Source organism: Mycobacterium sp. 1245499.0, assembly GCF_001673615.1.
Taxonomy (GTDB): Bacteria; Actinomycetota; Actinomycetes; order Mycobacteriales; family Mycobacteriaceae; genus Mycobacterium; species Mycobacterium europaeum_A.
This window is the reverse complement of record NZ_LZMG01000038.1, coordinates 1-20465: the sequence shown is the minus strand read 5'-3', so window position 1 is coordinate 20465 and position 20465 is coordinate 1. Positions and strand designations below refer to the sequence as shown.

The window sequence follows — 20465 nt, the reverse complement described above, 5'->3', positions numbered from 1 at the left end:
CCACCTGGTGGAGTTCCGCTTGAACGTCTTTCCAACTACCGAAGCGGTCGGCCTTGAGGCAGGACGTCAGATCGCTGAGGTGCCGCCGTCGACGGCCAGCTCCACACCATTCACGTAGCTCGAGTCGTCGGAGGCCAGGAACAGCGCCACCGTCGCAATCTCTTCGGGACGTCCCATCTTTCCTCGCGGAATCAGGGATTCGAACTGCCGCTTCGTCTCGGCGTCGAACATCTTCTCCTGAATCGGTGTGGCGATCTGGCCCGGGCTCAGGACGTTCACTCGGATCTGCCGTTCCTTCAGTTCGTTGAGCCAGGTGCGGGCGAACGAACGCAAGGCAGCCTTGCTCGCCGAGTACACGCTGTAATCGGGCCAGCCCTTGGCCGAGGCGATCGACCCTGTCATGAAGATGGAGCCGCCATCGTTGAACAGCGGCAACGCCTTTTGCACCGTGAACAGGGTGGCACGGGTGTTCAGACCGAAGACGGTGTCAAAGTCCTCCTCGGTGATCTCACCGAGCTTGCGTGCTTCCCCTCCCGTTCCGGCGCTGGCGAAGAGCACGTCGATGCTGCCCTTCTCCCGCTTCACCGCGTCGAACAATCGGTCCAAGTCATCGAGGTTGGCCGCGTCGCCCTGCACGGCAGTGACGCTGTGTCCGATCAACGCGACGGCCTCGTCCAGAGCCTGCCGCCGCCGGCCCGTGACAAAGACGTGCGCACCCTCGTCGACGAACAGCTTCGCGCTGGCGAGCGCCAGACCGCTCGATGCGCCCGTGATCACCGCGACCTTGCCGTCAAGTTTTCCCACATGCCCTCCTCGCCGGACTTTAGGTATACCGTTCTGTGTGCTTAATTTAGCGCAACGTCCAACCGCACGCCAATTAAGTACACTTTCCGTTACCCTGGACGACGTGACCGAGCTGGAAAAAGGTCCGCGGGGCCGGCGACGGGGCCGAGGAGCGCGCGAACGCATCCTCGGCGCGGCGCAACAGCTGTTTCGTGAGCAGGGCATCAACAACACCGGAATGGATCTGCTCTGCACGGCGGCACAGGTCTCCAAGCGCACCGCTTACCAGCACTTCGGCAGCAAGGATGGGTTGATCGCCGAGTATCTGCGGCGTCACGATGTCGACACAATGCCCGAGGTCCTCGAACGCGCCGAGCTGACGCCCCGCGAGCGCCTGCTCGCGGTGTTCGAGAAGCCGCCTGCGTTCACCCATGACCTGATGCCCCTCTGCCCGTTCATCGCCGCCGCCGTAGAGATCTCCGATCCGGAGCATCCCGCGCGCGTACGGGCCCGCGAGTACAAGACCTCTGTGGCCACCCGCCTGAGCGAAACCGCCCGGGAGGCCGGTGCCGCCGATCCGGACCTGCTCGGTGAGCAGCTCGCGCTGTTGCTCGACGGCGCCTCGGTTCGGACCAGAGCCTTGGGCACGGATGCCTTGCCGACCGCTGTCGGCATCGCGGCCGCACTGATCGAGCAGGCCATTCCCTCGCCTGCGCAGTGAGTTTCGCGACGGGAAGCGAACCGGTCTAGGTAGTCAACCCGGTGAAGACGGCGTCTAGTAGCGCGTCGATGTAGGCCTCCGACAGGTCGCTGTGCTCGTAGGGAACAAGCAGGCGGTGATAAACGGGCCCATAAAGCAGATCGAGGACGACGTCGGGATCGAGCCCCTCTCGAAGCTCCGAGGAGTCGATCCCGCGCCGGACGACGGATCGGGCGCGTGCTCGCCGGGGCTCGACCCAGCGTGTGGTCATCGCGTTGCGCAATTCGTCATCGATCTGGGCCCGTCCGATCAAGATGCGCAATATATGGCCGTGCGGAGTCCGGTACAGGCGGACCAGGGATCTCAGTGATGCCGCCAAGCTTTCGCGGGCGGTGCCACGTTCGACGATCGGAGCGGCCCGATCCACTTCGGCGAGGAACGCATCCATCACCACCGTGGAGATGTTCGGCCACCTCCGGTAGATCGTCGTTTTGGCGACCCCCGTTCTTTGAGCCAGCCGTTCCACGGTGAGCGCATCGAATCCCATTTCGGTGCCGAGCTCCAACGCGGCCCGCAGAATCATCGCCGTCGTCTTCTCGCTCCTCGTCGGCCCTCCGCTTCGCTGCCCATCCGATTCCGTTGCCGACATCACGGGCTCCTCTTCATCCAAGGCGTCTTCATTTAGGGCGTCTTCATCCAAGGCGTTTCATTTAGGGCGTCTTCATCCAGGGCATCGCTGGGTACGACCATATCTCCGTTTGACACCAATCGCTACGCTACGTAGCGTTGTTTGAGCTACCATTCTTATAACCACGGGAGGGTGCATGAGCGTCGACCACCTCAGCGAAGACCTGCGCGGCAAGGTAGCGATCGTGACCGGCGCGGCCAGCGGCATCGGTCGGGCCATTACCCGACAGTTGATCGAATACGGCGTCAATGTCGTCGCCGAAGACATCAACCCCGCGATCGAGCACCTGTACTCCGACATCGACACTGTGGTGCCACTCGTCGGCGACGTCGGCCAGGAAAACACGGCGAACGACGCGGTCGAGTTGGCCGGTCGCCGCTTCGGGCAACTCGACATCCTGATCAACAACGCCGGCACCATCATTAACAAGCGGGTCATCGAAACGACCCTGGAAGACTGGAATCACATCCTTGACACGAACGTCACCGGGGCGTTTCTCCACACCCGAGAGGCGATGCGGGCAATGATTCCCCGCCGGAGCGGCGCGATCGTGAACATCGGTTCGTACGCCTGCTTTCAAAGCTTCAAGACGATTTCGGCCTACGCCGCGTCCAAAGGAGCCCTCGCGCAGCTGACTCGAACGTCCGCCCTGGAGGCAATCGATGACGGCATCCGGATCAACGCCCTCGGCGTCGGTGATGTCGTCACCAACATCCTGGGCAATCCAGAAAACCTGGTCGAGCATGGGAAAGGCGCGCCCGTCCAACGCGCCGCGGATCCCGCCGAAATAGCCCATGTCGCAGCCTTTTTAGCCTCCGGCTTGGCGAGTTACGCCGTGGGCGCCGTCTGGATGATCGACGGGGGTATGAGCGTCGCTATCCCAAACTGATCGGGTGCCTCGGTGTCTCCCTTCTGAACGGGCCGCTTCTGGTGACTCGAGCGGTTATCGCAAGCATTCGCGTTATCCCGTCAGTCGCATCAGCGCGATACGCGGACAGTCTGTTCATGGATGACTAAGGTTGGAGCACGATGCGGTGGCGGGGTGTGTGTCACGTCGAGTTCGCGGTGTTGGACTACGACGACTCCATCGCGTTCTATGACGCGTTGTTCGGCTGGCTCGGCTACAGCAGCTTCTCGTCGCTCAACATGGAATACGAGTCGACGTATTACATGACGCGAAACGTCAACCCGCACAGCTACATCGGCATCCAACCCGCGCGGACCGGGGCGAAGCTGACGCACGCCGACCAGGCGGTCGGCATCAACCACATTGCGCTGTGGGCCCGCAACGGGGCAGAGGTCGACCGCTTCCACCGCGAATTCTTGGTCGCGCGCGGCATCCCGGTCACCGACGAACCCAAGGAATACCCGCAGTACTGGCCCGGCTACTACGCGGTCTTCTTCGACGACCCGATCAACGGGATTCATTGGGAGTTGGCGTGGGTGCCGAAAGCGCCTACTCCCCGCCAACTTTGGTCGTTCTACCGCGCCCTCCGCGCGTTCGCCAGGAACCGACCGGATCTGGCGAAGACGGTGCCGGGCGTCGCCTGGCAGGCCAGGAGAACCCTTCCGGGCCGGTGATTCGGCGCGTCGGGTCACGGTCTGGACGGGCGAGAAACGGGCGGCATATGCCGGACGCGCGAGGCCGCCAAACGAAGCTCGCGTCCAGAAAACGAACGTCGGACTGGTTGCAAGTCTTGGGCGTCGTCGTCCGATGACGTACGTTGAGCACAGCGACGGGCTCGAACGGGTTCGTCGGAACTCGTTGAACGCCATCCGGGCCGAGCGGTTCTCCTACGGCACTCTGGCGGCAGACGAGTAACTGTCTTGAGCTACGCGGCGCGCCAGCCATCCACATGGCCCAACGGGGAAGTAAAAACTCGAAAGGCGGGGCTGTGGCTGACCACGCCGATACCTGGCACCTGGCGACGGCTCAACGCGATCGATTGCTCAACGTCCTTGAGTTCGAGTGCATCGTTTCCGGACTACACAGAGCGACCGCCCAGGAAGTGTCTTTTGCCGCGATCGGGTCATGCCTTCGAGCAAGACTGCTGCTAGCGCAACTGGGGAACGAACCGAGGCGAACGCCTGCAGGCCGCCGCCCCGATGCGTCAGCGCCCGCGCTGGGTGGCCAGGCGGATAAGACACCACCAGGCCGGCCAGTCGAACCTCCGCCGCCCGCCAGCGGCGATACCCACCCGTTCGCCGAGGGCCTGGAAGACCGCCTTCGGGCGCGACAGCGCAATACGGTCCGGGCCCAACTGTTTGCCGCCGATGCCCACAATCGGGCGGCCCGAGTTCACGATCGCGCTATAGGCGCGGGACTAGGTGACGTCGCAGCGCATAGACAAGCAGCCGAGAGCCACCGCGCCGCTCAAGCTGACGCCATCCTGCGGCGCTGGACATATTTGACGGCAGCCACCCGAGATCGCATTAGCGAAACCGGTGCCGAAGGATCGACTGGCACCTGAACTCGTCAGGATGCCCGCCACGGTGATGGCGGTCGGAGGTGTCGGGGGCGGCGCTTAACATTCCGTGCTCAGACGCCCACCGCTCACCTGGAGGCACCGCATGAAATTCATATCGACCCGCATCATCACGGCCGACGTCAGGCGGCTCGTCGATTTCTACCAGCTGGTCACGGGGGTCTCGGCCGTCTGGGGCAACGAGCTGTTCGCCGAGATCCCGACGCCGATCGGCACGCTGGCCATCGGCAGTGACAAGACCGTCCCGCTGTTCGGCGACGGTTCCGCCGAACCCGGGGCCAACCGGAGCGCCATCCTGGAATTCATCGTCGAGGACGTGGACTCCGAATACGCGCGCCTCCGCGAGCACGTCGGCGAGGTGGTGACGGAGCCGACCACGATGCCCTGGGGCAACCGCGCACTGTTGTTTCGGGATCCGGATGGAAACCTGGTCAACCTGTTCACCCCGGTGACGCAGGAGGCGCGTGCCAAGTTCGGAGTATGACCGGCCCGCAGAGCGACCCTTCAAATTGAGCACGCTCAGTGGTTTCATTGACCTATCAATGCTTCCTACGTGGGGCGTAACGAAGGGAATCCGTCATGGCCAGTGTCCCGAGTCGCCAGGCTCGCTTGGCGCATGCGGCCAAGCATGCCGAATTATGGAATGCCGGGAAGAAGGACGCATGGGTAGCGTCTTGGCGCACGATCTGTCCGGGCGAGGTGCGCATGTTCGATCCGGTCGGTACGGCCGAAAAGCACGGCTTCGACGCCGCCACGTCTGACGCGTTCGACATGTTCCAGTCCATCCTCAAGATCAAGATGATCACCGTTCAGGTGAACGGCAACGAGATGGCCTGGGTCTGTGAGAATCGCTTCGGTACTGAGCCCAACGTTCAAATGGCTTACAGCATTGAGACTTTCGCATGGGACGATGACGGAAATCTTCTGATCAAGACCTACTATCCAATGCCTGAGACCGTCGGCTCCGAGAGTGACCCCTACGCCCATCTCCTCGACGGCCGCCAGTAGTCGCCCGTAATTGCTACTTGCCCGGATGCCGCTATCGAGAAAGTGTGAGGGGATGCAGACGGTGAAGCGGACAGCGAGCGTGGTGGTGGGCGGCGCCTTGGCGCTGGGCGTTCTGGGTCTCGCCGGTGGCCCCGTCGCCGCGGCGGCCCCGGCCCCGGCGCCCACCGGCCACTGGTGTCCCGGCGATCCGTGGAACCCCGCCTGGGGAAATGTCTTGGACTGGGACTGGCATCAATGCCACGACTGGCAACGCCCCGGGGGCCCGTCCGCGCCCGCGGGTTGGGGGCCCTGGGGACCGCCACCGGCGTGGGCCCCGCCGCAGCCACCGCAACCGGCTTGGGCGCCCGGGGCTCAGATGATGTGGAACCCGACCGGTGCCGGCAACTGGGGAATCTGGAACAACGGGATCTGGACGCCCATCTGATCCGACATCTCCCTGCGTGAGGAACTGGCCGCTACGGCGCCTGGCGGTCGAAGCAATGGGCCGCCGCAGCGTTAGGGTGAGCTGTGGCCGCCGAGGATCGTCGCGAGCCGCCCGCGGAGTTGGAACGGCGGGCGCACGCGCTCGACGAGCGCGAAGATTCCGTTGCCCGACGCGAGGCGGAGTTGAAAAGGCGGGAATTTCAGGCCGGTAGACGAGACCGGGTCGCCGACCAGCGTGAGCAGATCGCCGACGACCGCGAGCGGGCGGCCGACGAACGCGAGCAGCGAGCGGACGAACGCGAGGGCTCGGCCGCGGAGCGCGAACGCGAGCGGCTGCGGCGCGTGGACGAACGAGGCAAGCGCGTGCGAGCCCGCGCCAAGCGAGAGCAAGCCGACGTCGATCGGGAGACGGCGCAAAGCGAACGAAGCCGGGACAAGGCTTAGGCCTCCGCGGCAAGCGCCCGGGGGCCGAGGGCGGGCGCTCGGCAACCGCAGGCGCTTAGCCGCCGAAAATATACCGGTGCCTAATAAGTTTGCTCTAGGTGCGGCGCACGTCATGGTCTGAATAGCGAATGACCTGCGCCACAAATTTTGGTTCACGACAATTGTTATTGCTAGCCTCCCTGCCCATGGTCGTTATTGCATCATTGATGTCGTTAATCAGTCAGGTCTCCGGCACGCCCTATATTGCGGGTGGAGATTCGCCCGCCGGGACCGATTGTTCGGGACTCGCGTCCTGGATTGCTAATGCAGCAACTGACAGGCCCGTTTTCGGGGATCGATTCAACACCGGAAACGAAGAGGGTGCATTGTTGGCGCGCGGCTTCCAATATGGAACCGCCCCCAACGCGTTGGTCATCGGCTGGAACGGTGGCCACACGGCGGTGACGCTGCCGGACGGAACGGCGGTCTCCAGCGGTGAGCGTGGCGGGGTGCACATGGGCGGTGCGGGCGCCTACCAGGCCGGATTCACGCACCATATGTTCCTTCCGATGCCCGCGGAGGACGCGCCGCCGCCGCCGCTGTTCGCTCCGCCGCCCCCGCCCGACGCGCCGCCGCCTCCGCCGGACGCACCGCCGCCCGCGCCCGACGCTCCTGCGCCGCCACCGGATGCGCCGCCGCCACCGCCGGACGCTCCGCCGCCACCGGCCGTCCTGATCGACGCTCCGGCGCCGCCGGCTCCGCCCGGAATGTGAATTACATTTATCCGGCCACGCAGGAATTGCGAATTGATAACAAAATACATCCGACGTAGTTCGCCATAATGGATTGTGTCCTCGGTAGCGCGAGCCGAATCGGGTGGCAGTATCGGTAGTGAAATACTCCCGGCATCGTCCGGTTTGTGAGCTCCGCCACTGGAACCGTGCGGCGCAAGTGGGCTCATGCGTCTTGAGAGACGCATGAGCCCACTTTGCTCTGACCATTACTTAAAGCAAATTACGGCCAGCAGTCCTCCGTCGCGGCGGTCCGCCACCAATCGGGGCCGGATAGGCTGGCGCTGCCCGCGGAGACCGGGCGGGCGTAACCAGAAGCAGCGAACCTAGGCGGGGCCGCAATGATCTTCATCGTCGTCAAGTTCGAAACCAAACCCGACTGGACCGACCGCTGGCCGGATCTCGTCGCCTCGTTCACCGCGGCGACTCGGGCCGAGGAAGGCAATCTGTGGTTCGAGTGGTCGCGCAGCCTGGACAACCCGGCGGAGTACGTCTTGGTGGAGGCGTTCCGCGACGATGAGGCCGGCGGTGTCCATGTCAACAGCGATCACTTCAAGCGCTTCATGCAGGAACTCCCGCCCGCGCTGAAGTCCACCCCGAAGATCATCAATCAGACCATCGATGCCACGGGTTGGTCTGAGATGGGCGAGGTGGCGGTCGACTGACCCTCGACTAGCCGATTGATATCTCGATTTCATCGCCCAGGGCATAGCCCGGTGCGAGCGGAAGCCGGTCACCGCTCCAGAACGACCCGGGGTCGAAGTAGTTCGAATACTTCTCGGTGGTGAGCAACCCCATCTCCTCGTAGGTGATTGCCACGGTTTCCGCGCAGTAGGCCACTTCCAGGCCGAGCCGCTGGCGTTCCTTGCGCCGCTGTGTCGATTCGCGAACCTTCCTGTCCACGAACGGGATTCCCCGCCCCCAGTCGTAGGCGTTCGGGAGCCGGCCGCGCAGCCATCGGCCGGTCAACCGCATGGTGGTGGGAAACGCGGTGCCGTCCATCCGCGCGATCACGCGCAGCAGCTTGTTCTCTTGCTCCCGGGTGGCCGGCGGCGTCAGCTGGCGTAGCCAGCACCGTTGGTGGTAACGCTGCGACCACTGCGTGACCGATTGGGCAAGGTCGTTGAGTTGCACGCCACGATGATTCGTCCCCGTCCACAGGTCGACGAGCTTGTCACCCAGTTCGGCGTGCCAGATCAGCGGCGGCAGGTCGTCAATGGCCACCGTCATGCCGACGTGGTTCACCGGGCTGTTCGTCAGCGTCTGGATCGCGCGGTCCGGTCCCGAGCCGCCGCGAAACAGCCAAAGGTCGCCGGTGCGGGTCTCTTCGAGCGCTTGGTTCAAGGTGAGCATCTTGGTAAGCCCGTCCGCCGCTGCAGGTTTCGCCGTTGTCGTCGCCACTATCAGCCCGCCGGCACGGCGCGCGTGATCCGTCGCCGTGCGTTGCGGGCACACAAGTCAACCACAACCGGGCCACAACGATCCGGCGGCGCATAGCCTGATGTCATGCGCAATGTGTGGAAGTGGCTGGGGTTGGCGGGTGCCGCCGGTGTCGTCGCCGGGGGCGTGCTGGTCGTCCGCGACCAGCGCAAGCGGCGGGCATACACCGCGGACGAGGTCCGCGATCGCCTGCATCAGCGATTGGCCGAATACAACGGCGACGGCGTTCAGTCCGGCTCGGAATCGGCCGGCGACTCGACGGCGAACAAGCGGTAGGTGCCCGAAAAGCCCTTCAGCTCCACATTGCGGCCGTCGTCGAACCGGATGCCGTCGGAATCGGAAAGCGCGTCTCGCACCGGCTGACTCACCAGAATCTGCCCACCCACCGCTTGGGCGGCGACCCGGGCCGCCATCGCGACATTGCGGCCGAACAGGTCGTCGCCACGGCGCACCGAGCGGCCCATGTGGATCCCGATCCGAACGCGAATCTCCTCGCGCCGCTTGCGGTTTGCCTGCCTGCGCAACGCATGCTGCAGGTCGATACCGCACCGGACCGCCTCCTCGGCGCGGGAGAAGGCGATCATGAATCCGTCGCCCTGGCTCTTCACCACATGACCGGACCGTCGCCGCACCAGATCCGAGACCAGCTTGTCGTGCGAGCTGATCAGCTTGACGAAGGCCCGATCGCCGATCCGCTCGTTGAGTGCGGTGGACTCCTCGATGTCGGAGAACAAGATCACCACCCGGCCGTCGGGGGTGACGCGAGCAAGGTCGGGTCGCTCGACTTCGGCCCAGTCCGCGAGGTCTTCGATGCTGCTGCGGACCACGGCGCCGAAGCCTTCCTTGCGCATCAGGTTGGCGGTGTTCCACACCCTCTTGACGGCCTCGCGCCCGCCCGACAGCAACTGGTTGCGGGTGTCGGTCCGCTGGCGCAGCTCGTCGAGTTGCTGTTGGCTGCGCACCAGCAACCGCCACAACACGATCAGAGCGATACCTTCGATCGCGGCGATCCCGGCCAGAACGTAGACCGTGACGTGCAGCGGGTCAGCCATGCCGGTCATCCTTTCAAGGCCGCGGTCCGCCCAGGTTGTCGGCCCTATCGGCAGTGTCTAGTGTTGAGTCCGCCGGCCGCGGGTAGTGATCTCAAGGGAGCCGATCAGGTGACTTTCGGGAGGAGCGGTTTTGGCCGACGACGACAGTAACCCATCTGACCTGCTGGTGATCTTCGGAATCACCGGGGACCTGGCGCGGAAAATGACGTTCCGGGCGCTGTACCGGCTCGAGCGCCGCGACATGCTGAACCACCCGATCGTGGGCGTGGCCAGTGACGACATCACCCTCGAACAGCTGCAGGACCGGGCGCGCGACGCCATCAAGGCATCGGGGGAGCAGTTCGACGACGCCGTCTTCGATCGGCTGGCGGACCGGCTGTCCTACCTGCATGGCGACGTCACCGACGCCGGCCTCTACACGCAGCTCGCCAAGAAGATCCCATCGGATTCCCATCCGCTCTACTACCTCGAGATGCCGCCCGCCCTGTTCGCGCCCATCGTGGAGAACCTGGCGAAAGCCGACCTGCTGGAGCGGGCCCGGGTGGCGGTGGAAAAACCGTTCGGCCACGACTTGGACTCGGCGCGCGACCTCAACGCCCGACTGCGCGCGGTTCTCGACGAAGACCAAATCCTGCGCGTGGACCACTTTTTGGGCAAACAACCCGTCGAGGAACTGCAATACCTGCGGTTCGCGAACAACGGCCTGGCCAAGCTGTGGGACCGCGACAGCATCTCCGAAATCCACATCACCATGGCCGAGGATTTCGGGATCGAGGACCGCGGCAAGTTCTACGACGCGGTGGGCACGCTTCGCGACGTGGTGCAAAACCACCTGCTGCAGGTGCTTGCCCTGGTCGCCATGGAGCCCCCGGTCGGCGCCGGCGCCGACGACCTGAACGACAAGAAGGCCGAGGTCTTTCGGGCGATGCCCGCCCTGGATCCGGAGCGCTGCGTGCGCGGACAGTACCGCGGCTACACCGATGTCGCCGGTGTCGCAAAGGATTCCACCACCGAGACCTACATTGCGCTGCGGACCGAGATCGACAACTGGCGGTGGGCCGGCGTGCCGATTTTCCTACGTGCCGGAAAAGCGTTGCCGGACAAGGTCACCGAGGTCCGGATGTTTCTGCACCACGTCCCGGGCTTTTCGTTTCTGCCCAATCGCCGCCCGCCCGAGTGCAATCAGATCGTGCTGCGCATCGACCCCGATCCCGGGATGCGGCTGCAGTTGTCCGCGCAGGCCGGCGATTCCTGGCACGACGTTCACCTGGATTCGTCGTTCGCCGAGGATCTCGGCGAACCGGTACGGCCCTATGAACGCCTGCTTTACGCCGCGTTCAACGGCGATCACCAGTTGTTCGCCCGCGAAGACGCCATCGAAGAGACGTGGCGAATCGTGCAGCCGGTGCTGGACAAGCCGGGCCGAATCCATCACTACGACCAGGGCTCCTGGGGGCCCGAGGCCGCGAAGGCGCTGCTGCGTGGTCACCACAGCTGGCAAGAGCCGTGGCTGCCGCGCAGCACGCCCAAGGAACAGTAAGGAGACGAGGGACACGATGCAGCTTGGAATGATCGGCCTCGGCCGGATGGGCGCGAACATCGTCCGCCGCGTGGTCAAGGACGGACACGAATGTGTGGTCTACGACCACAATCCCGACGCGGTCAAGGCGATGGAGGGTGAGGACAAAACCACCGGGGTGTCCTCGCTGAAAGAACTCGCCGAGAAGCTGAAGGCACCGCGACTGATCTGGGTTATGGTCCCGGCCGGAACCATCACGACCGGGGTGATCGACGAGCTGGCCGAGACGCTGGACTCCGGAGACATCGTCATCGACGGCGGCAACTCCTACTACCGAGACGACATCCGTCACGCAAAGACGCTGTCGGAGAAGGGAATTCACCTACTCGACTGTGGCACCAGCGGCGGCGTGTGGGGCCGGGAGCGCGGCTACTGCCTGATGATCGGCGGCGACGACGAGGCTTTCCTGCACGCCGAGCCGATCTTCGCCAGCGTCGCACCGGGCGTCGACGCCGCGGCGCGCACGCCGGGCCGCGAAGGCGAGGTCGAGCGGTCGGAGCAGGGCTATCTGCATTGCGGCCCGTCCGGCGCCGGGCACTTCGTGAAGATGGTGCACAACGGCATCGAGTACGGCATGATGGCCTCGCTCGCCGAGGGGCTGAACATCCTGCGCAACGCCGACATCGGCAAGCACGTGCAGGAGGGCGACGCCGAAACCGCGCCGCTGGAACACCCCGAGTTCTACCAGTACGACTTCGACATTCCCGAGGTCGCCGAGGTGTGGCGGCGCGGCAGCGTCATCGGCTCCTGGTTGCTGGATCTGACGGCCATCGCGTTGCACGAATCGCCGGACCTGAAGGAGTTCTCCGGCCGGGTCTCCGACTCCGGGGAGGGCCGCTGGACCGCCATCGCGGCGATCGACGAGGGAGTGCCGTCACCGGTGCTGACCACCGCGCTGCAGTCCCGCTTCGCCTCGCGCTCGCTCGACGACTTCGCCAACAAGGCACTCTCGGCGATGCGCAAGCAATTCGGCGGGCACGCCGAGAAGCCGGCGAACTAGCGGCGATCGCGAGGGCGGCGTGGCCGGGCGAAGCGGGTCGCCGCCATTGAACTAGCGGCGGTTGACGAAGGCCACCACCGCGTCGCTGAACGCGTCGTTGTCGTCGCCGGCCGCGGTGTGGCCGGCGTTGGACAGCTCGACGAATTCCGCGCGCGGGACGGTAGCCAGGAAGTGCCGCACGCCCTCCGGGCTCACCACGTCGGACAGCTTTCCGCGGATCAGCAACACGGGAATGGTCAGACTCTTGGCGGCCTGCTCGAAGCTCTCGGTGCGCAGTTCGGGATCGTCGCCGGGCTTGGTCATGAACGCCGGGTCCCAGTGCCAATACCAGCGGCCGTCGCGCAGGCGCAGGTTCTTCTTCAGGCCCTCGGGGCTGCGTGGCTTGCTCCGGTAGGGCAGGTAGGCGGCGACGGCGTCGGCCGCCTGCTCCAGCGAGTCGAAGCCGTCGAGGCCGCTGAACATGAAGTCGCGGATGCGGGCGCTGCCGCCCTTTTCGAACCGGGGCACCACGTCGACGAGCACCAATCGGGTGACCCTCGCCGGACCGGCCCGGTACGCGGCCAGGATGCCGGTCAGGCCGCCCATGCTGGCCCCGATGATGGTCACCGGGCGACCGATCGCCTCGAGGACCCGCATGACGTCGCCCGTCAGCGTCTCGATCTCGTAGTCGGCGTCGGGCGAGCGCGCGCTGTCCCCGTGTCCCCGCGAGTCGAGCGCTACCACGTGCAGCCCCTCATCGGCCAGCGTTTGACCGGTGTTCTTCCAGGAAAACCGGTTCTGGCCGCCCCCGTGCAACATCAGGATGCTCGGCCGCCCGGCACCGCCGGAGCCGCGATTCCATTCGTCGGCGACCAGGGTGATCCCGCCGATACCGGCAAACTCAACCGTCTCGGGACTGCTGCTGACGGTACTCATGCGATCTGACGTTACATAGGCCGGTTAAGCACTGTTGCGCGGGTGGACGACGCGGTGAGTTTTCGTCGGCGCCCGGGTCTAGCAATGCAGAAACGCACGAGCCGTCAAGGAGGCCGAAGGACATGCCATCGATCACCCCGTCGTTGTGGTTCGACGACAACCTGGAGGAAGCCGCCAAGTTCTACACCTCGGTGTTCCCCAACTCCCACATCGAGGGTTTCAACCAGACCACCGACGCCGGACCTGGCGAACCCGGGACCGTCCTGTCCGGCAGCTTCGTGCTGGACGGCACCCGGTTCATCGGGATCAACGGCGGTCCGCACTTCCAGTTCAGCGAAGCGGTGTCCTTCACGATCCACTGCAAGGACCAGGACGAGGTCGACTACTACTGGGACCGGTTGACCGACGGGGGCGAGGAATCGCAATGCGGCTGGCTCAAGGACCGCTTCGGGCTGAGCTGGCAAATCGTCCCGGACCGGCTCTACGAACTGATCAGCGATCCGGATCGCGACCGGGCGGCGGCGGCCACCAACGCGATGTATGGCATGCGCAAGATCGTCGTCGCCGAGCTGGAGCGGGCCGCCGCACTGCAACAGTGAAAACCGCTGATACAGCGGTGTTTTGACGCCATATCGACCAGGGTCGGTGCGTCGCGCGGCCGCACAGGTTAGGTTGATCCCTGCGGAGACGTCGAGCAGGGAGTGAACATGGCTGAACCAGGCTGGATCGACGTGACCGGGCCTGCGGGCGATCTCAAGTGCCTCACCTGGGGGCCGAACGACGGTCCTATCGCGTTGTGCCTGCATGGCTTCCCCGACACGCCCTATGGCTGGCGCAAAGTCGCGCCGCGGCTCGCGTCGGCGGGCTGGCGGGTGGTCGCGCCTTTCATGCGCGGATACGCGCCGTCGTCGATCCCGGTCGACGGCAGCTATCAGGTCGGTGCGTTGATGGACGACGCCCTGCGGGTCCGTGAGGCCGCGGGCGGCACCGACAACGACGTGATCATCGGCCACGATTGGGGCGCGATCGCCGGGACCGGGCTGGCCGCCATGCCCGACAGCCCGTTCACCAAGGCGGTGATCATGTCGGTGCCACCGTCGGCGGCGTTCCGGCGGCGCGGGGGTGGCGCCGCCGAGCGGGGCCGGCTGGCCGCGCATCTGGCGCGCCAGGTGTTCCGCAGCTGGTACATCGTGTACTTCCAATTGCCTTGGCTGCCTGAGCGTTCCGCGTCCTGGGTGTTGCCGCTGCTGTGGCGGCGGTGGTCGCCCGGTTATCGCGCCGACGAGGATCTGCGGCACGTCGACGCCGCGATCGGGGCGCCGGAGAGCTGGCGGGCGGCGCTGGGACCGTACCGCGCCACCATCCGCAACACCCGGCCGTCGGCGCGGTATGCCGAGCTGAATCAGCTGTGGACCGAAGAACCCCTGCTGCCCTGCCTGTACCTGCACGGCCGCGACGACGGTTGCATGACACCGGCTTTCACGCGCTGGGCCGAAAAGGTGTTGCCCCCGGGCAGCGAGGTCGGCATCGTCGAACATGCCGGGCACTTCCTGCAGCTTGAACAGCCCGACAAGGTCGCCGACCTGGTGCTCGGGTTCATCGGTTCGCCGGGCTGACACCGTGGCCATCGCCGTGCCGGGGCACCGGATGGCCGCCGTCGACGCGCAGTTCTACTGGATGTCGGCCAAGATCCCCAACGACGAGTTTCTGCTGTACGCCTTCGACGGCGAGGCCGCCGACTACCCGCACGCCGTCGAGCGACTCCGCGGGCGGGCCCACGCCGAGCCGGCGCTGACGATACGGCTGAAAGACCGCGGCCGGTTGCGCTACCCGCGGTGGGTGCCGGCGGCCGTCACGCCCGAGCAGGTCGTCCGCCACGAGTTGGCCCATGACAGCTGGGACGGCGTGCTGGCCGCGGTCGCCGGCCTCGCGGCCGACCAGCTGGACATTCGCCGGATGGCCTGGCGGCTGCACGTTTTCACCCCGGTGCGCGGCATTCCGGGCGTCGCCGGACCGGGGACGGTCGCGGTGCTGCAGGTCGCGCACGCGCTGGCCGACGGCGCCCGCTCCGCGGCCATGGCGGCCTGGCTGTTCGGCAGGTCCGAGCCGGTGCCGCCGGTGCCCGTCCCACGCCCCGGGTTCCTGCCCTGGCGGGCGGTCCACGCGGCGCGGACCCACCGCGCGCTGGAACGCGACATCCGCGCGGGCCGGCTGGCCGCCGGGGCCGGGTCGCGTCCGGTGCTGCAGACGAACGCATGTCCCGGCGGCGCCCGCGCGGCGCGGACGTTGGTGCGTCATCGCTCCCAGCTGCCGGGCCCGACGGTCACCGTGGGCGTGCTGAGCGCGATATCCCAGGCCCTCGCCAACCTGCTTGGTGGGCAATGCGATTCGCTGGGCGCCGAGGTGCCGATGGCCAAGCCCGGCGCGGCGCGGGCGTACAACCACTTCGGCAACGTCGTGGTGGGGCTGTACCCCAGCCTCGGACCGAACGCGCGCGCCGAACGGATCGCGGCCGACCTGGCCAACGGCCGGCGCCGGTTCGAGCACCCGGCCACCAGGGCCGCCGACCTCGCGTTCGCCGCGGTGCCCGCCGGCCTATTGCGGTGGGGCATCGGGCAATTCGATGTACACGAGCGCGCGACCCAGGTGTCGGGTAACACCGTGGTGTCCAGCGTCAACCGGGGGGCGGCCGATCTGAGCTTCGGCGCGGCCCCGGTAGTGCTGACGTCGGGATATCCGGCGCTCTCGCCGATGATGGGGCTGACGCACGGTGTGCACGGCATCGGCGACACCATCGCGATCAGCGTGCACGCGGCGGCATCGGCCGTGCCCGATATCGATGCCTACTTGGCGCTGCTGGACGCGGCGCTCTAGCTATTGCGCATCACCGGATCTGGCGGCTTCTTCGCGGGTCAAACCGACGGCGCCGATCAGCTCTTCGTGCAGCTCGAACCACACGGTGTGGTAGGAGTCGATCAGCGGACGGGTCAGCCACGTCGTCTCCCCGGCCCGCACCCTGTCCAGCGCCGCAACCAGTTTCGTGCCGTAAGCGCGCAGCCTCGGCAGCTGCGCCGCGGCCGCCTCGACGATCGGCATGGTGCGGGCGTGCACGTCGTCGAGGCGGGCCAACACCGCGGCGTCGTAGTCGGCATCGTCATGGGCGTTGGGAGCGCCGCCGGGGCCGCCCTTGAGCTGCCAATCCGTCACCAGGCGTTTGAAGTCGGCGTTGACCGCGCGAAAGTCGGCATAGGCGGCGGCCATGGCGGTCGAATCGATGCCCGCGCGCTCCTCGGCGAGCAACGCCGCGAGCCTGTCGCTGCCGGCGGAGGTGATCCGTAACGTCACGCCTTCGGTCAGCAGTCCGGCCGCGGCCAGCCGCTCGACGGTGGGGGTGATGGCGGCCAGGTCGGTGCCCAGGGTCGCGGTCAGGTCGGCCGGACTCACCCGGCCCTTGAGCCGAACCGCTTGCAGCACCTCCAATTCCGTCATTGTGCTGGTTTCGATGCCAGGCGCAGCGCGGTCAGCATCACGATCAACGGGGTCGCCGAAACCACGTCGGCGTGCCCGGCGTCCAGGGCGGCGCGCACGGCGGCCTCGGAGCTGTCGTCGAGCCGCACGTGGTCGCCCGCCGGGTGGGCGCGCAGCGGGCTGAGCCGCCGCGCGATGTCGGCCAGTTCCCGCAGTTCCGGCGTATCGTCCTCCGACCAAGCCGACAGGCTCAACTTGCCGTCGCGCACTTCGCCTTCCGCGCCGTCGACGGTGATCTGCTTGCCGACCAGCGCTGCCGCGGCCCCCTGGCCGCAGCCCACCACCGCCACCCGGCCCAGTTCGCGGCTGACCACGGCCGCATGGCTGGAGGCCCCGCCGACCTCGGTGACGATGGCCTGCGCGGCCAGCATGCCCGACACATCTTCGGGCCGGGTGTGGTCACGCACCAGGATCACCGGCTCGCCGCGATCGGCGGCGCGCAGCGCCTCATCGACATCGGTGTACGCCGTTCCCGAGGCCACGCCCGGGCAGGCCGGCACTCCCTTGGCCAAAAGCGGTGCCGCCAAACGTGTCTCGGGCTGCAGCGCCGGTTGGAGCAGGGTCCGGACATGCGCGGGGGTCACCCGCCGCAGCATCTCCGCATCGTCGATGAGTCCCTCGTGCCGCAGTTGCAGCGCCGAGCGCACCGCCGCCTGTGCCGAACGCTCCGCCGAGCGGGTCTGCAGCAGCCACAGCTTGCCGTCCTCGACGGTGAACTCGATCTCCTGGATGTCGGCCTCCAGCCGCTCCAGGCTGCCGGCGGCAGCAAGCAACTCGTCGTAAACGGCCGGCTGTTCGTCGCGCAGCGCGACGATCGGTTCGACGTCGACCGATCCCGAGACCACGTCGTCGCCCTGGCCGCCGGGCAGCCATTCGCCGAACGGCTCGTTGTCACCCGTTATGGGGTTACGCGAAAAGAACGCTCCAGCACCGGAATTGGGGCCGAGATTGCCGAAAGCCATGGCCTGCACGACGACCGCGGTGCCGTGCTGATCGTCGATTCCGTAGTGGGCGCGGTAGGCGATCGCGCGCGGCGAATTCCAGGAGGTGAACACCGCCTCGATGCCCGCGCGTAACTGTGCATACGGATCGGAGGGCACCGATTCGTGTTCACCGACGCCGACGATGCGCCGAAACATTTCCGTGAACCGCCGTCGGGTATCGCGGGCGAAGGCCTGGTTCCCGGCTGCCGCCAGCGCCTGCTCGACGGCATCGTTGATGCCGAGGTCCAGGATGGTGTCCATCATGCCCGGCATCGACTGGGTGGCTCCGGAGCGCACGCTGACCAAGAGGGGCTGCGGGCCACGCCCGAACGTGCGCGAGGTTTGCGCCTCGAGCCAGCGCATCCGGTCCAGAACGTCGTCCCAGATGGCGTCCATGGTGGCCACCGGGTCGGCGAGATAGCGCAGTCCCACCGCGGTGGTGATGCAGAACGCCGGCGGTACCGGCAGGTTCTGCCGGCGCATCGCGTCGATACCGTGGCCCTTGTTGCCCAGCAACTCCCGCGGGTGGCTCGACCTTCCGTCCAGCAACACCACGGAGTGCTCGATGGGCGGGACTCGTCTGCTTGACGCGTGGGTGCCGCCTCGTGCGGTACGAGCCGTGGTGCACCCCCTTTGTGGCATAACTACTGATCGGGCCGACGTCGGAACGCCCGCAATGTTCCCACACGGACCAGCGGATTAAGCGACGTAGCTGCTCGGCGGCTCTTGTCCTGCCACCCATCCCATGATCTAGGTTTACAACTATGACTTCATATGACACGTTCCATGACGTCGGAGTACTGATCCTGCGGCTGGTGTTGGGCGTGACTTTGGCTGCGCACGGCTACAACAAGTTCTTCGGCGGGGGACGCATCCCTGGCACCGCGCGCTGGTTCGAAAGCATCGGCATGAAGCCCGGTAAGTTCCACGCCACCGTGGCGGCGACCACCGAACTGGCCGCCGGCCTGGGACTGGCCGCCGGCTTTCTGACCCCGATCCCCGCGGCGGGCTTCGTCTCGCTGATGCTGGTCGCGGCCTGGACCGTGCACCGCGCCAACGGCTTCTTCATCGTCAAGGAGGGCTGGGAGTACAACCTGGTGCTGGCGGTCAGCGCCGTGGGCGTGGCCACCCTGGGCGCGGGCAAGTACAGCCTGGACTACCTGGTCTTCGGGAAGAACTGGTTCGACGGCTGGCAGGGTCTGGCGATCTCGGCGGGGCTTGGCCTGCTTGGGGCGATCGGCCAATTGGCGATCTTCTATCGGCCGCCGGCCAAGCAAGCCGGTTGATCTCGCCGCTGATGTCGCCTGGCGATGCGCTGCAGCTCAGAGCGCCTCTATAAGAGGCGCCGTGCGCGACTAGGAGTTAAACTCACCGCCGTAGCTCTTTGCCCAGCAAAGGAGGCACCCATGGCCCGCCTGCGTTCCCGACTGGCCCGCGCGGGCGTGGTTACCGCCATGACCGGTCTGACCGCCACTGGGTTAGCCACGACGGCCGCGGCCGACCCCGCCAATAATCCGGCCGACGTGCAGACGCTGATGAGCCACCTCTCGGGCGGCTACACCCCCGCCGACTGCCACCCCGCCGGCGCGCACTCCGCCGTGGCGGTAGCCGCGGTCAACTGTGACAACTACAGTCACGATCCCGGCGGCCCCTGGAACGCGGATTACCTGCTGTACGCCAACACCGACGATCTGAACGCCGACTTCCAGCGCAGCCTCACGGAGGCCCCGCAGACTCCGGCGCAACCGTTCCCTGATGGCACCAAGGGGCCCACCGAGTGGAATCGCGGCGGCCATAACGGGTCGGTGGTGTTCCTCGGCACGGGCCGAGACGACGGCGTCTATCTGGTCTGGACGGACATCCCCGCGCGGACGCTGGTGGTCGCCGAGCAGGGCATCGCCCCGGAGAGCACCCAAGCCGCTCTGTACGACTGGTGGCAGGCCGAAGGCGTTCGCTGATTCGAGTTCGCACCAATTGTGGAGGTGGTCGAATGGTCTCGGAGGAAAGAGCTACTCGGGGTGCGCCACCGCGCCACAAAGCCGCGCTGCGGCTCTATATATTCACCAGCGAAAAATTAGGATCGGGTGCCATGGCGAATCGAACGGGCAGGGCCGCAATGTGCGTCGGTGCCGTGCTTGCACTGGGACTCGGGGGCATCGGTGGTGTGGGTATTCCGCGTACCAACGCCGCCCCCGCGCCGATCGAGGTCGCCCCTGCGCCGATCGCGGCCCCGACGCCCGCATCGCCCGACGGCGTTTGCTGCAACGACGCCGTCCAACCCCAAGCAAGCGGCTCGGACTGCATAATCGGCCTGAACTGCGGCCAAATTCGGCCGCGTCCTCGCCGGACGGCGCCGGCGCCCCTTCCTCCGCCTCCTCCGCAGCAATAGTCTTACCCGGCGCTGCCTTCGCTCGGCTCTGACCGCTCGGGCTTTACGTCGTGCCGTCTCCCTCGCCCAATAGATCCTCGGGGTGATGGAAGGTGTTCACCCGGGGTTGGCCGCGGTCGAGGTGTGGTGGGGGGATCCATTCGGTGTCGCCGTTGGCGCGTTTTTGGGTGGTCCAGCCCTTCTCGAGGAGGCGGTGGTGTGGTCCGCAGGCCAGGGTGAGTTGGTCGATGTCGGTGCGCTCAGTCTTGACCCAGTCTTGGACGTGGTGGACTTCGCA

The 20465-nt window shown here is 66.4% G+C and carries 25 protein-coding genes; 17 read left to right on the top strand and 8 right to left on the bottom strand.

The features are described 5' to 3' along the window. Positions 1–66: 66 nt before the first annotated feature. Positions 67–804, bottom strand: coding sequence for an SDR family NAD(P)-dependent oxidoreductase (locus A5646_RS01705; RefSeq protein WP_066869099.1), 738 nt, complete (start codon positions 802–804; stop codon positions 67–69). Between the two features lie 103 nt (positions 805–907). On the opposite strand from A5646_RS01705, the gene A5646_RS01700 reads away from it, so the two are divergent. Then, a complete protein-coding gene (locus A5646_RS01700; RefSeq protein WP_066869096.1) occupies positions 908–1504 on the top strand; it encodes a TetR/AcrR family transcriptional regulator in 597 nt (198 codons plus the stop codon). Between the two features lie 25 nt (positions 1505–1529). Here A5646_RS01700 and A5646_RS01695 read toward each other — a convergent pair whose 3' ends face one another. Beyond that, positions 1530–2183 carry a TetR/AcrR family transcriptional regulator gene (locus tag A5646_RS01695; protein WP_197505089.1) on the bottom strand — a complete coding sequence of 218 codons (654 nt, stop codon included), beginning with the start codon at positions 2181–2183 and terminating at the stop codon, positions 1530–1532. 124 nt (positions 2184–2307) lie between these two features. Between A5646_RS01695 and A5646_RS01690 the strand changes: the two genes are divergently transcribed. From A5646_RS01690 to A5646_RS01660, 8 genes are all read left to right on the top strand, one after another. After that, a complete protein-coding gene (locus tag A5646_RS01690; protein WP_067019407.1) occupies positions 2308–3060 on the top strand; it encodes an SDR family NAD(P)-dependent oxidoreductase in 753 nt (250 codons plus the stop codon). Positions 3061–3200: 140 nt separating this feature from the next. Next, complete coding sequence (locus tag A5646_RS01685; RefSeq protein ID WP_067019404.1) at positions 3201–3752, top strand: VOC family protein; 552 nt, start codon at positions 3201–3203, stop codon at positions 3750–3752. Between the two features lie 990 nt (positions 3753–4742). Further along, positions 4743–5141 (top strand): VOC family protein, encoded by a 399-nt coding sequence (locus A5646_RS01680; RefSeq protein WP_066869085.1) that lies wholly within the window; start codon positions 4743–4745, stop codon positions 5139–5141. A 95-nt stretch (positions 5142–5236) separates the two neighbouring features. Beyond that, positions 5237–5665, top strand: a complete 429-nt coding sequence (locus A5646_RS01675) for a hypothetical protein (RefSeq protein WP_156749079.1) — start codon at positions 5237–5239, stop codon at positions 5663–5665. 52 nt (positions 5666–5717) lie between these two features. Continuing rightward, positions 5718–6089 carry a hypothetical protein gene (locus tag A5646_RS27680; protein WP_082976117.1) on the top strand — a complete coding sequence of 124 codons (372 nt, stop codon included), beginning with the start codon at positions 5718–5720 and terminating at the stop codon, positions 6087–6089. A gap of 83 nt (positions 6090–6172) precedes the next feature. Then, on the top strand, positions 6173–6532 hold the full coding sequence (locus A5646_RS27675; protein ID WP_082984599.1) for a hypothetical protein: 360 nt from the start codon (positions 6173–6175) through the stop codon (positions 6530–6532). A 128-nt stretch (positions 6533–6660) separates the two neighbouring features. Continuing rightward, the gene (locus tag A5646_RS01665) at positions 6661–7284 is read left to right on the top strand and encodes a C40 family peptidase (RefSeq protein WP_231998208.1); all 624 of its coding nucleotides are present in this window, start codon (positions 6661–6663) and stop codon (positions 7282–7284) included. Between the two features lie 359 nt (positions 7285–7643). Beyond that, positions 7644–7967, top strand: a complete 324-nt coding sequence (locus tag A5646_RS01660) for a putative quinol monooxygenase (RefSeq protein WP_066869073.1) — start codon at positions 7644–7646, stop codon at positions 7965–7967. A 7-nt stretch (positions 7968–7974) separates the two neighbouring features. Here A5646_RS01660 and A5646_RS01655 read toward each other — a convergent pair whose 3' ends face one another. Next, positions 7975–8655, bottom strand: a complete 681-nt coding sequence (locus A5646_RS01655) for a guanylate cyclase (protein WP_066869070.1) — start codon at positions 8653–8655, stop codon at positions 7975–7977. Between the two features lie 153 nt (positions 8656–8808). Between A5646_RS01655 and A5646_RS01650 the strand changes: the two genes are divergently transcribed. Continuing rightward, positions 8809–9018, top strand: a complete 210-nt coding sequence (locus tag A5646_RS01650) for a hypothetical protein (RefSeq protein ID WP_066869068.1) — start codon at positions 8809–8811, stop codon at positions 9016–9018. Here A5646_RS01650 and A5646_RS01645 read toward each other — a convergent pair. After that, positions 8970–9803, bottom strand: a complete 834-nt coding sequence (locus tag A5646_RS01645; RefSeq protein ID WP_066869064.1) for an adenylate/guanylate cyclase domain-containing protein — start codon at positions 9801–9803, stop codon at positions 8970–8972. The genes A5646_RS01650 and A5646_RS01645 overlap by 49 nt on opposite strands. A 121-nt stretch (positions 9804–9924) precedes the next feature. Between A5646_RS01645 and A5646_RS01640 the strand changes: the two genes are divergently transcribed. Both A5646_RS01640 and gnd read left to right on the top strand, forming a co-directional pair. Further along, the gene (locus A5646_RS01640; protein ID WP_066869061.1) at positions 9925–11334 is read left to right on the top strand and encodes a glucose-6-phosphate dehydrogenase; all 1410 of its coding nucleotides are present in this window, start codon (positions 9925–9927) and stop codon (positions 11332–11334) included. A 16-nt stretch (positions 11335–11350) separates the two neighbouring features. Next, entirely contained in the window at positions 11351–12373 is a 1023-nt protein-coding gene (gnd, locus tag A5646_RS01635) for a phosphogluconate dehydrogenase (NAD(+)-dependent, decarboxylating) (RefSeq protein WP_066869058.1), read from the top strand. Between the two features lie 51 nt (positions 12374–12424). Here gnd and A5646_RS01630 read toward each other — a convergent pair whose 3' ends face one another. Continuing rightward, positions 12425–13288: an alpha/beta fold hydrolase gene (locus A5646_RS01630; RefSeq protein WP_067019398.1), complete on the bottom strand. Its 864-nt coding sequence runs from the start codon at positions 13286–13288 to the stop codon at positions 12425–12427. Positions 13289–13410: 122 nt separating this feature from the next. Between A5646_RS01630 and A5646_RS01625 the strand changes: the two genes are divergently transcribed. The 3 genes from A5646_RS01625 (at position 13411) to A5646_RS01615 (ending at position 16162) form a co-directional block, all read left to right on the top strand. Further along, positions 13411–13887, top strand: a complete 477-nt coding sequence (locus A5646_RS01625; RefSeq protein WP_066869050.1) for a VOC family protein — start codon at positions 13411–13413, stop codon at positions 13885–13887. Positions 13888–13995: 108 nt separating this feature from the next. Continuing rightward, entirely contained in the window at positions 13996–14904 is a 909-nt protein-coding gene (locus A5646_RS01620; RefSeq protein WP_066869156.1) for an alpha/beta fold hydrolase, read from the top strand. Between the two features lie 16 nt (positions 14905–14920). Beyond that, the gene (locus A5646_RS01615) at positions 14921–16162 is read left to right on the top strand and encodes a wax ester/triacylglycerol synthase domain-containing protein (protein ID WP_231998211.1); all 1242 of its coding nucleotides are present in this window, start codon (positions 14921–14923) and stop codon (positions 16160–16162) included. On the opposite strand, the gene A5646_RS01610 is transcribed toward A5646_RS01615, so the two are convergent. Next, positions 16163–16777, bottom strand: a complete 615-nt coding sequence (locus A5646_RS01610; RefSeq protein ID WP_067019395.1) for a hypothetical protein — start codon at positions 16775–16777, stop codon at positions 16163–16165. It abuts the gene before it with no gap. After that, entirely contained in the window at positions 16774–18354 is a 1581-nt protein-coding gene (locus tag A5646_RS01605) for a pyruvate, phosphate dikinase (protein ID WP_067019392.1), read from the bottom strand. Before A5646_RS01605 ends, A5646_RS01610 begins: the two co-directional genes overlap by 4 nt. 209 nt (positions 18355–18563) lie before the next feature. Here A5646_RS01605 and A5646_RS01600 point away from each other — a divergent pair, with 209 nt between their 5' ends. Continuing rightward, positions 18564–19085: a DoxX family protein gene (locus A5646_RS01600; protein WP_067019389.1), complete on the top strand. Its 522-nt coding sequence runs from the start codon at positions 18564–18566 to the stop codon at positions 19083–19085. 120 nt (positions 19086–19205) lie between these two features. Next, positions 19206–19757: a hypothetical protein gene (locus A5646_RS01595; protein ID WP_066881544.1), complete on the top strand. Its 552-nt coding sequence runs from the start codon at positions 19206–19208 to the stop codon at positions 19755–19757. Between the two features lie 474 nt (positions 19758–20231). On the opposite strand, the gene A5646_RS29315 is transcribed toward A5646_RS01595, so the two are convergent. Then, a partial coding sequence (locus A5646_RS29315; protein ID WP_197505086.1) for an HNH endonuclease signature motif containing protein occupies positions 20232–20465 on the bottom strand: 234 nt, incomplete at its 5' end.

Bases quoted from the DNA above. Each gene is read 5' to 3' on its own strand.
- A5646_RS01690 (WP_067019407.1), top strand. From the start codon at position 2,308: ATGAGCGTCGACCACCTCAGCGAAGACCTGCGCGGCAAGGTAGCGATC.
- A5646_RS01685 (WP_067019404.1), top strand. From the start codon at position 3,201: ATGCGGTGGCGGGGTGTGTGTCACGTCGAGTTCGCGGTGTTGGACTAC.
- A5646_RS01680 (WP_066869085.1), top strand. From the start codon at position 4,743: ATGAAATTCATATCGACCCGCATCATCACGGCCGACGTCAGGCGGCTC.
- A5646_RS01675 (WP_156749079.1), top strand. From the start codon at position 5,237: ATGGCCAGTGTCCCGAGTCGCCAGGCTCGCTTGGCGCATGCGGCCAAG.
- A5646_RS27680 (WP_082976117.1), top strand. From the start codon at position 5,718: ATGCAGACGGTGAAGCGGACAGCGAGCGTGGTGGTGGGCGGCGCCTTG.
- A5646_RS01665 (WP_231998208.1), top strand. From the start codon at position 6,661: ATGACCTGCGCCACAAATTTTGGTTCACGACAATTGTTATTGCTAGCC.
- A5646_RS01660 (WP_066869073.1), top strand. From the start codon at position 7,644: ATGATCTTCATCGTCGTCAAGTTCGAAACCAAACCCGACTGGACCGAC.
- A5646_RS01655 (WP_066869070.1), bottom strand. From the start codon at position 8,655: ATGCTCACCTTGAACCAAGCGCTCGAAGAGACCCGCACCGGCGACCTT.
- A5646_RS01650 (WP_066869068.1), top strand. From the start codon at position 8,809: ATGCGCAATGTGTGGAAGTGGCTGGGGTTGGCGGGTGCCGCCGGTGTC.
- A5646_RS01645 (WP_066869064.1), bottom strand. From the start codon at position 9,803: ATGACCGGCATGGCTGACCCGCTGCACGTCACGGTCTACGTTCTGGCC.
- gnd (WP_066869058.1), top strand. From the start codon at position 11,351: ATGCAGCTTGGAATGATCGGCCTCGGCCGGATGGGCGCGAACATCGTC.
- A5646_RS01630 (WP_067019398.1), bottom strand. From the start codon at position 13,288: ATGAGTACCGTCAGCAGCAGTCCCGAGACGGTTGAGTTTGCCGGTATC.
- A5646_RS01625 (WP_066869050.1), top strand. From the start codon at position 13,411: ATGCCATCGATCACCCCGTCGTTGTGGTTCGACGACAACCTGGAGGAA.
- A5646_RS01620 (WP_066869156.1), top strand. From the start codon at position 13,996: ATGGCTGAACCAGGCTGGATCGACGTGACCGGGCCTGCGGGCGATCTC.
- A5646_RS01610 (WP_067019395.1), bottom strand. From the start codon at position 16,777: ATGACGGAATTGGAGGTGCTGCAAGCGGTTCGGCTCAAGGGCCGGGTG.
- A5646_RS01600 (WP_067019389.1), top strand. From the start codon at position 18,564: ATGACTTCATATGACACGTTCCATGACGTCGGAGTACTGATCCTGCGG.
- A5646_RS01595 (WP_066881544.1), top strand. From the start codon at position 19,206: ATGGCCCGCCTGCGTTCCCGACTGGCCCGCGCGGGCGTGGTTACCGCC.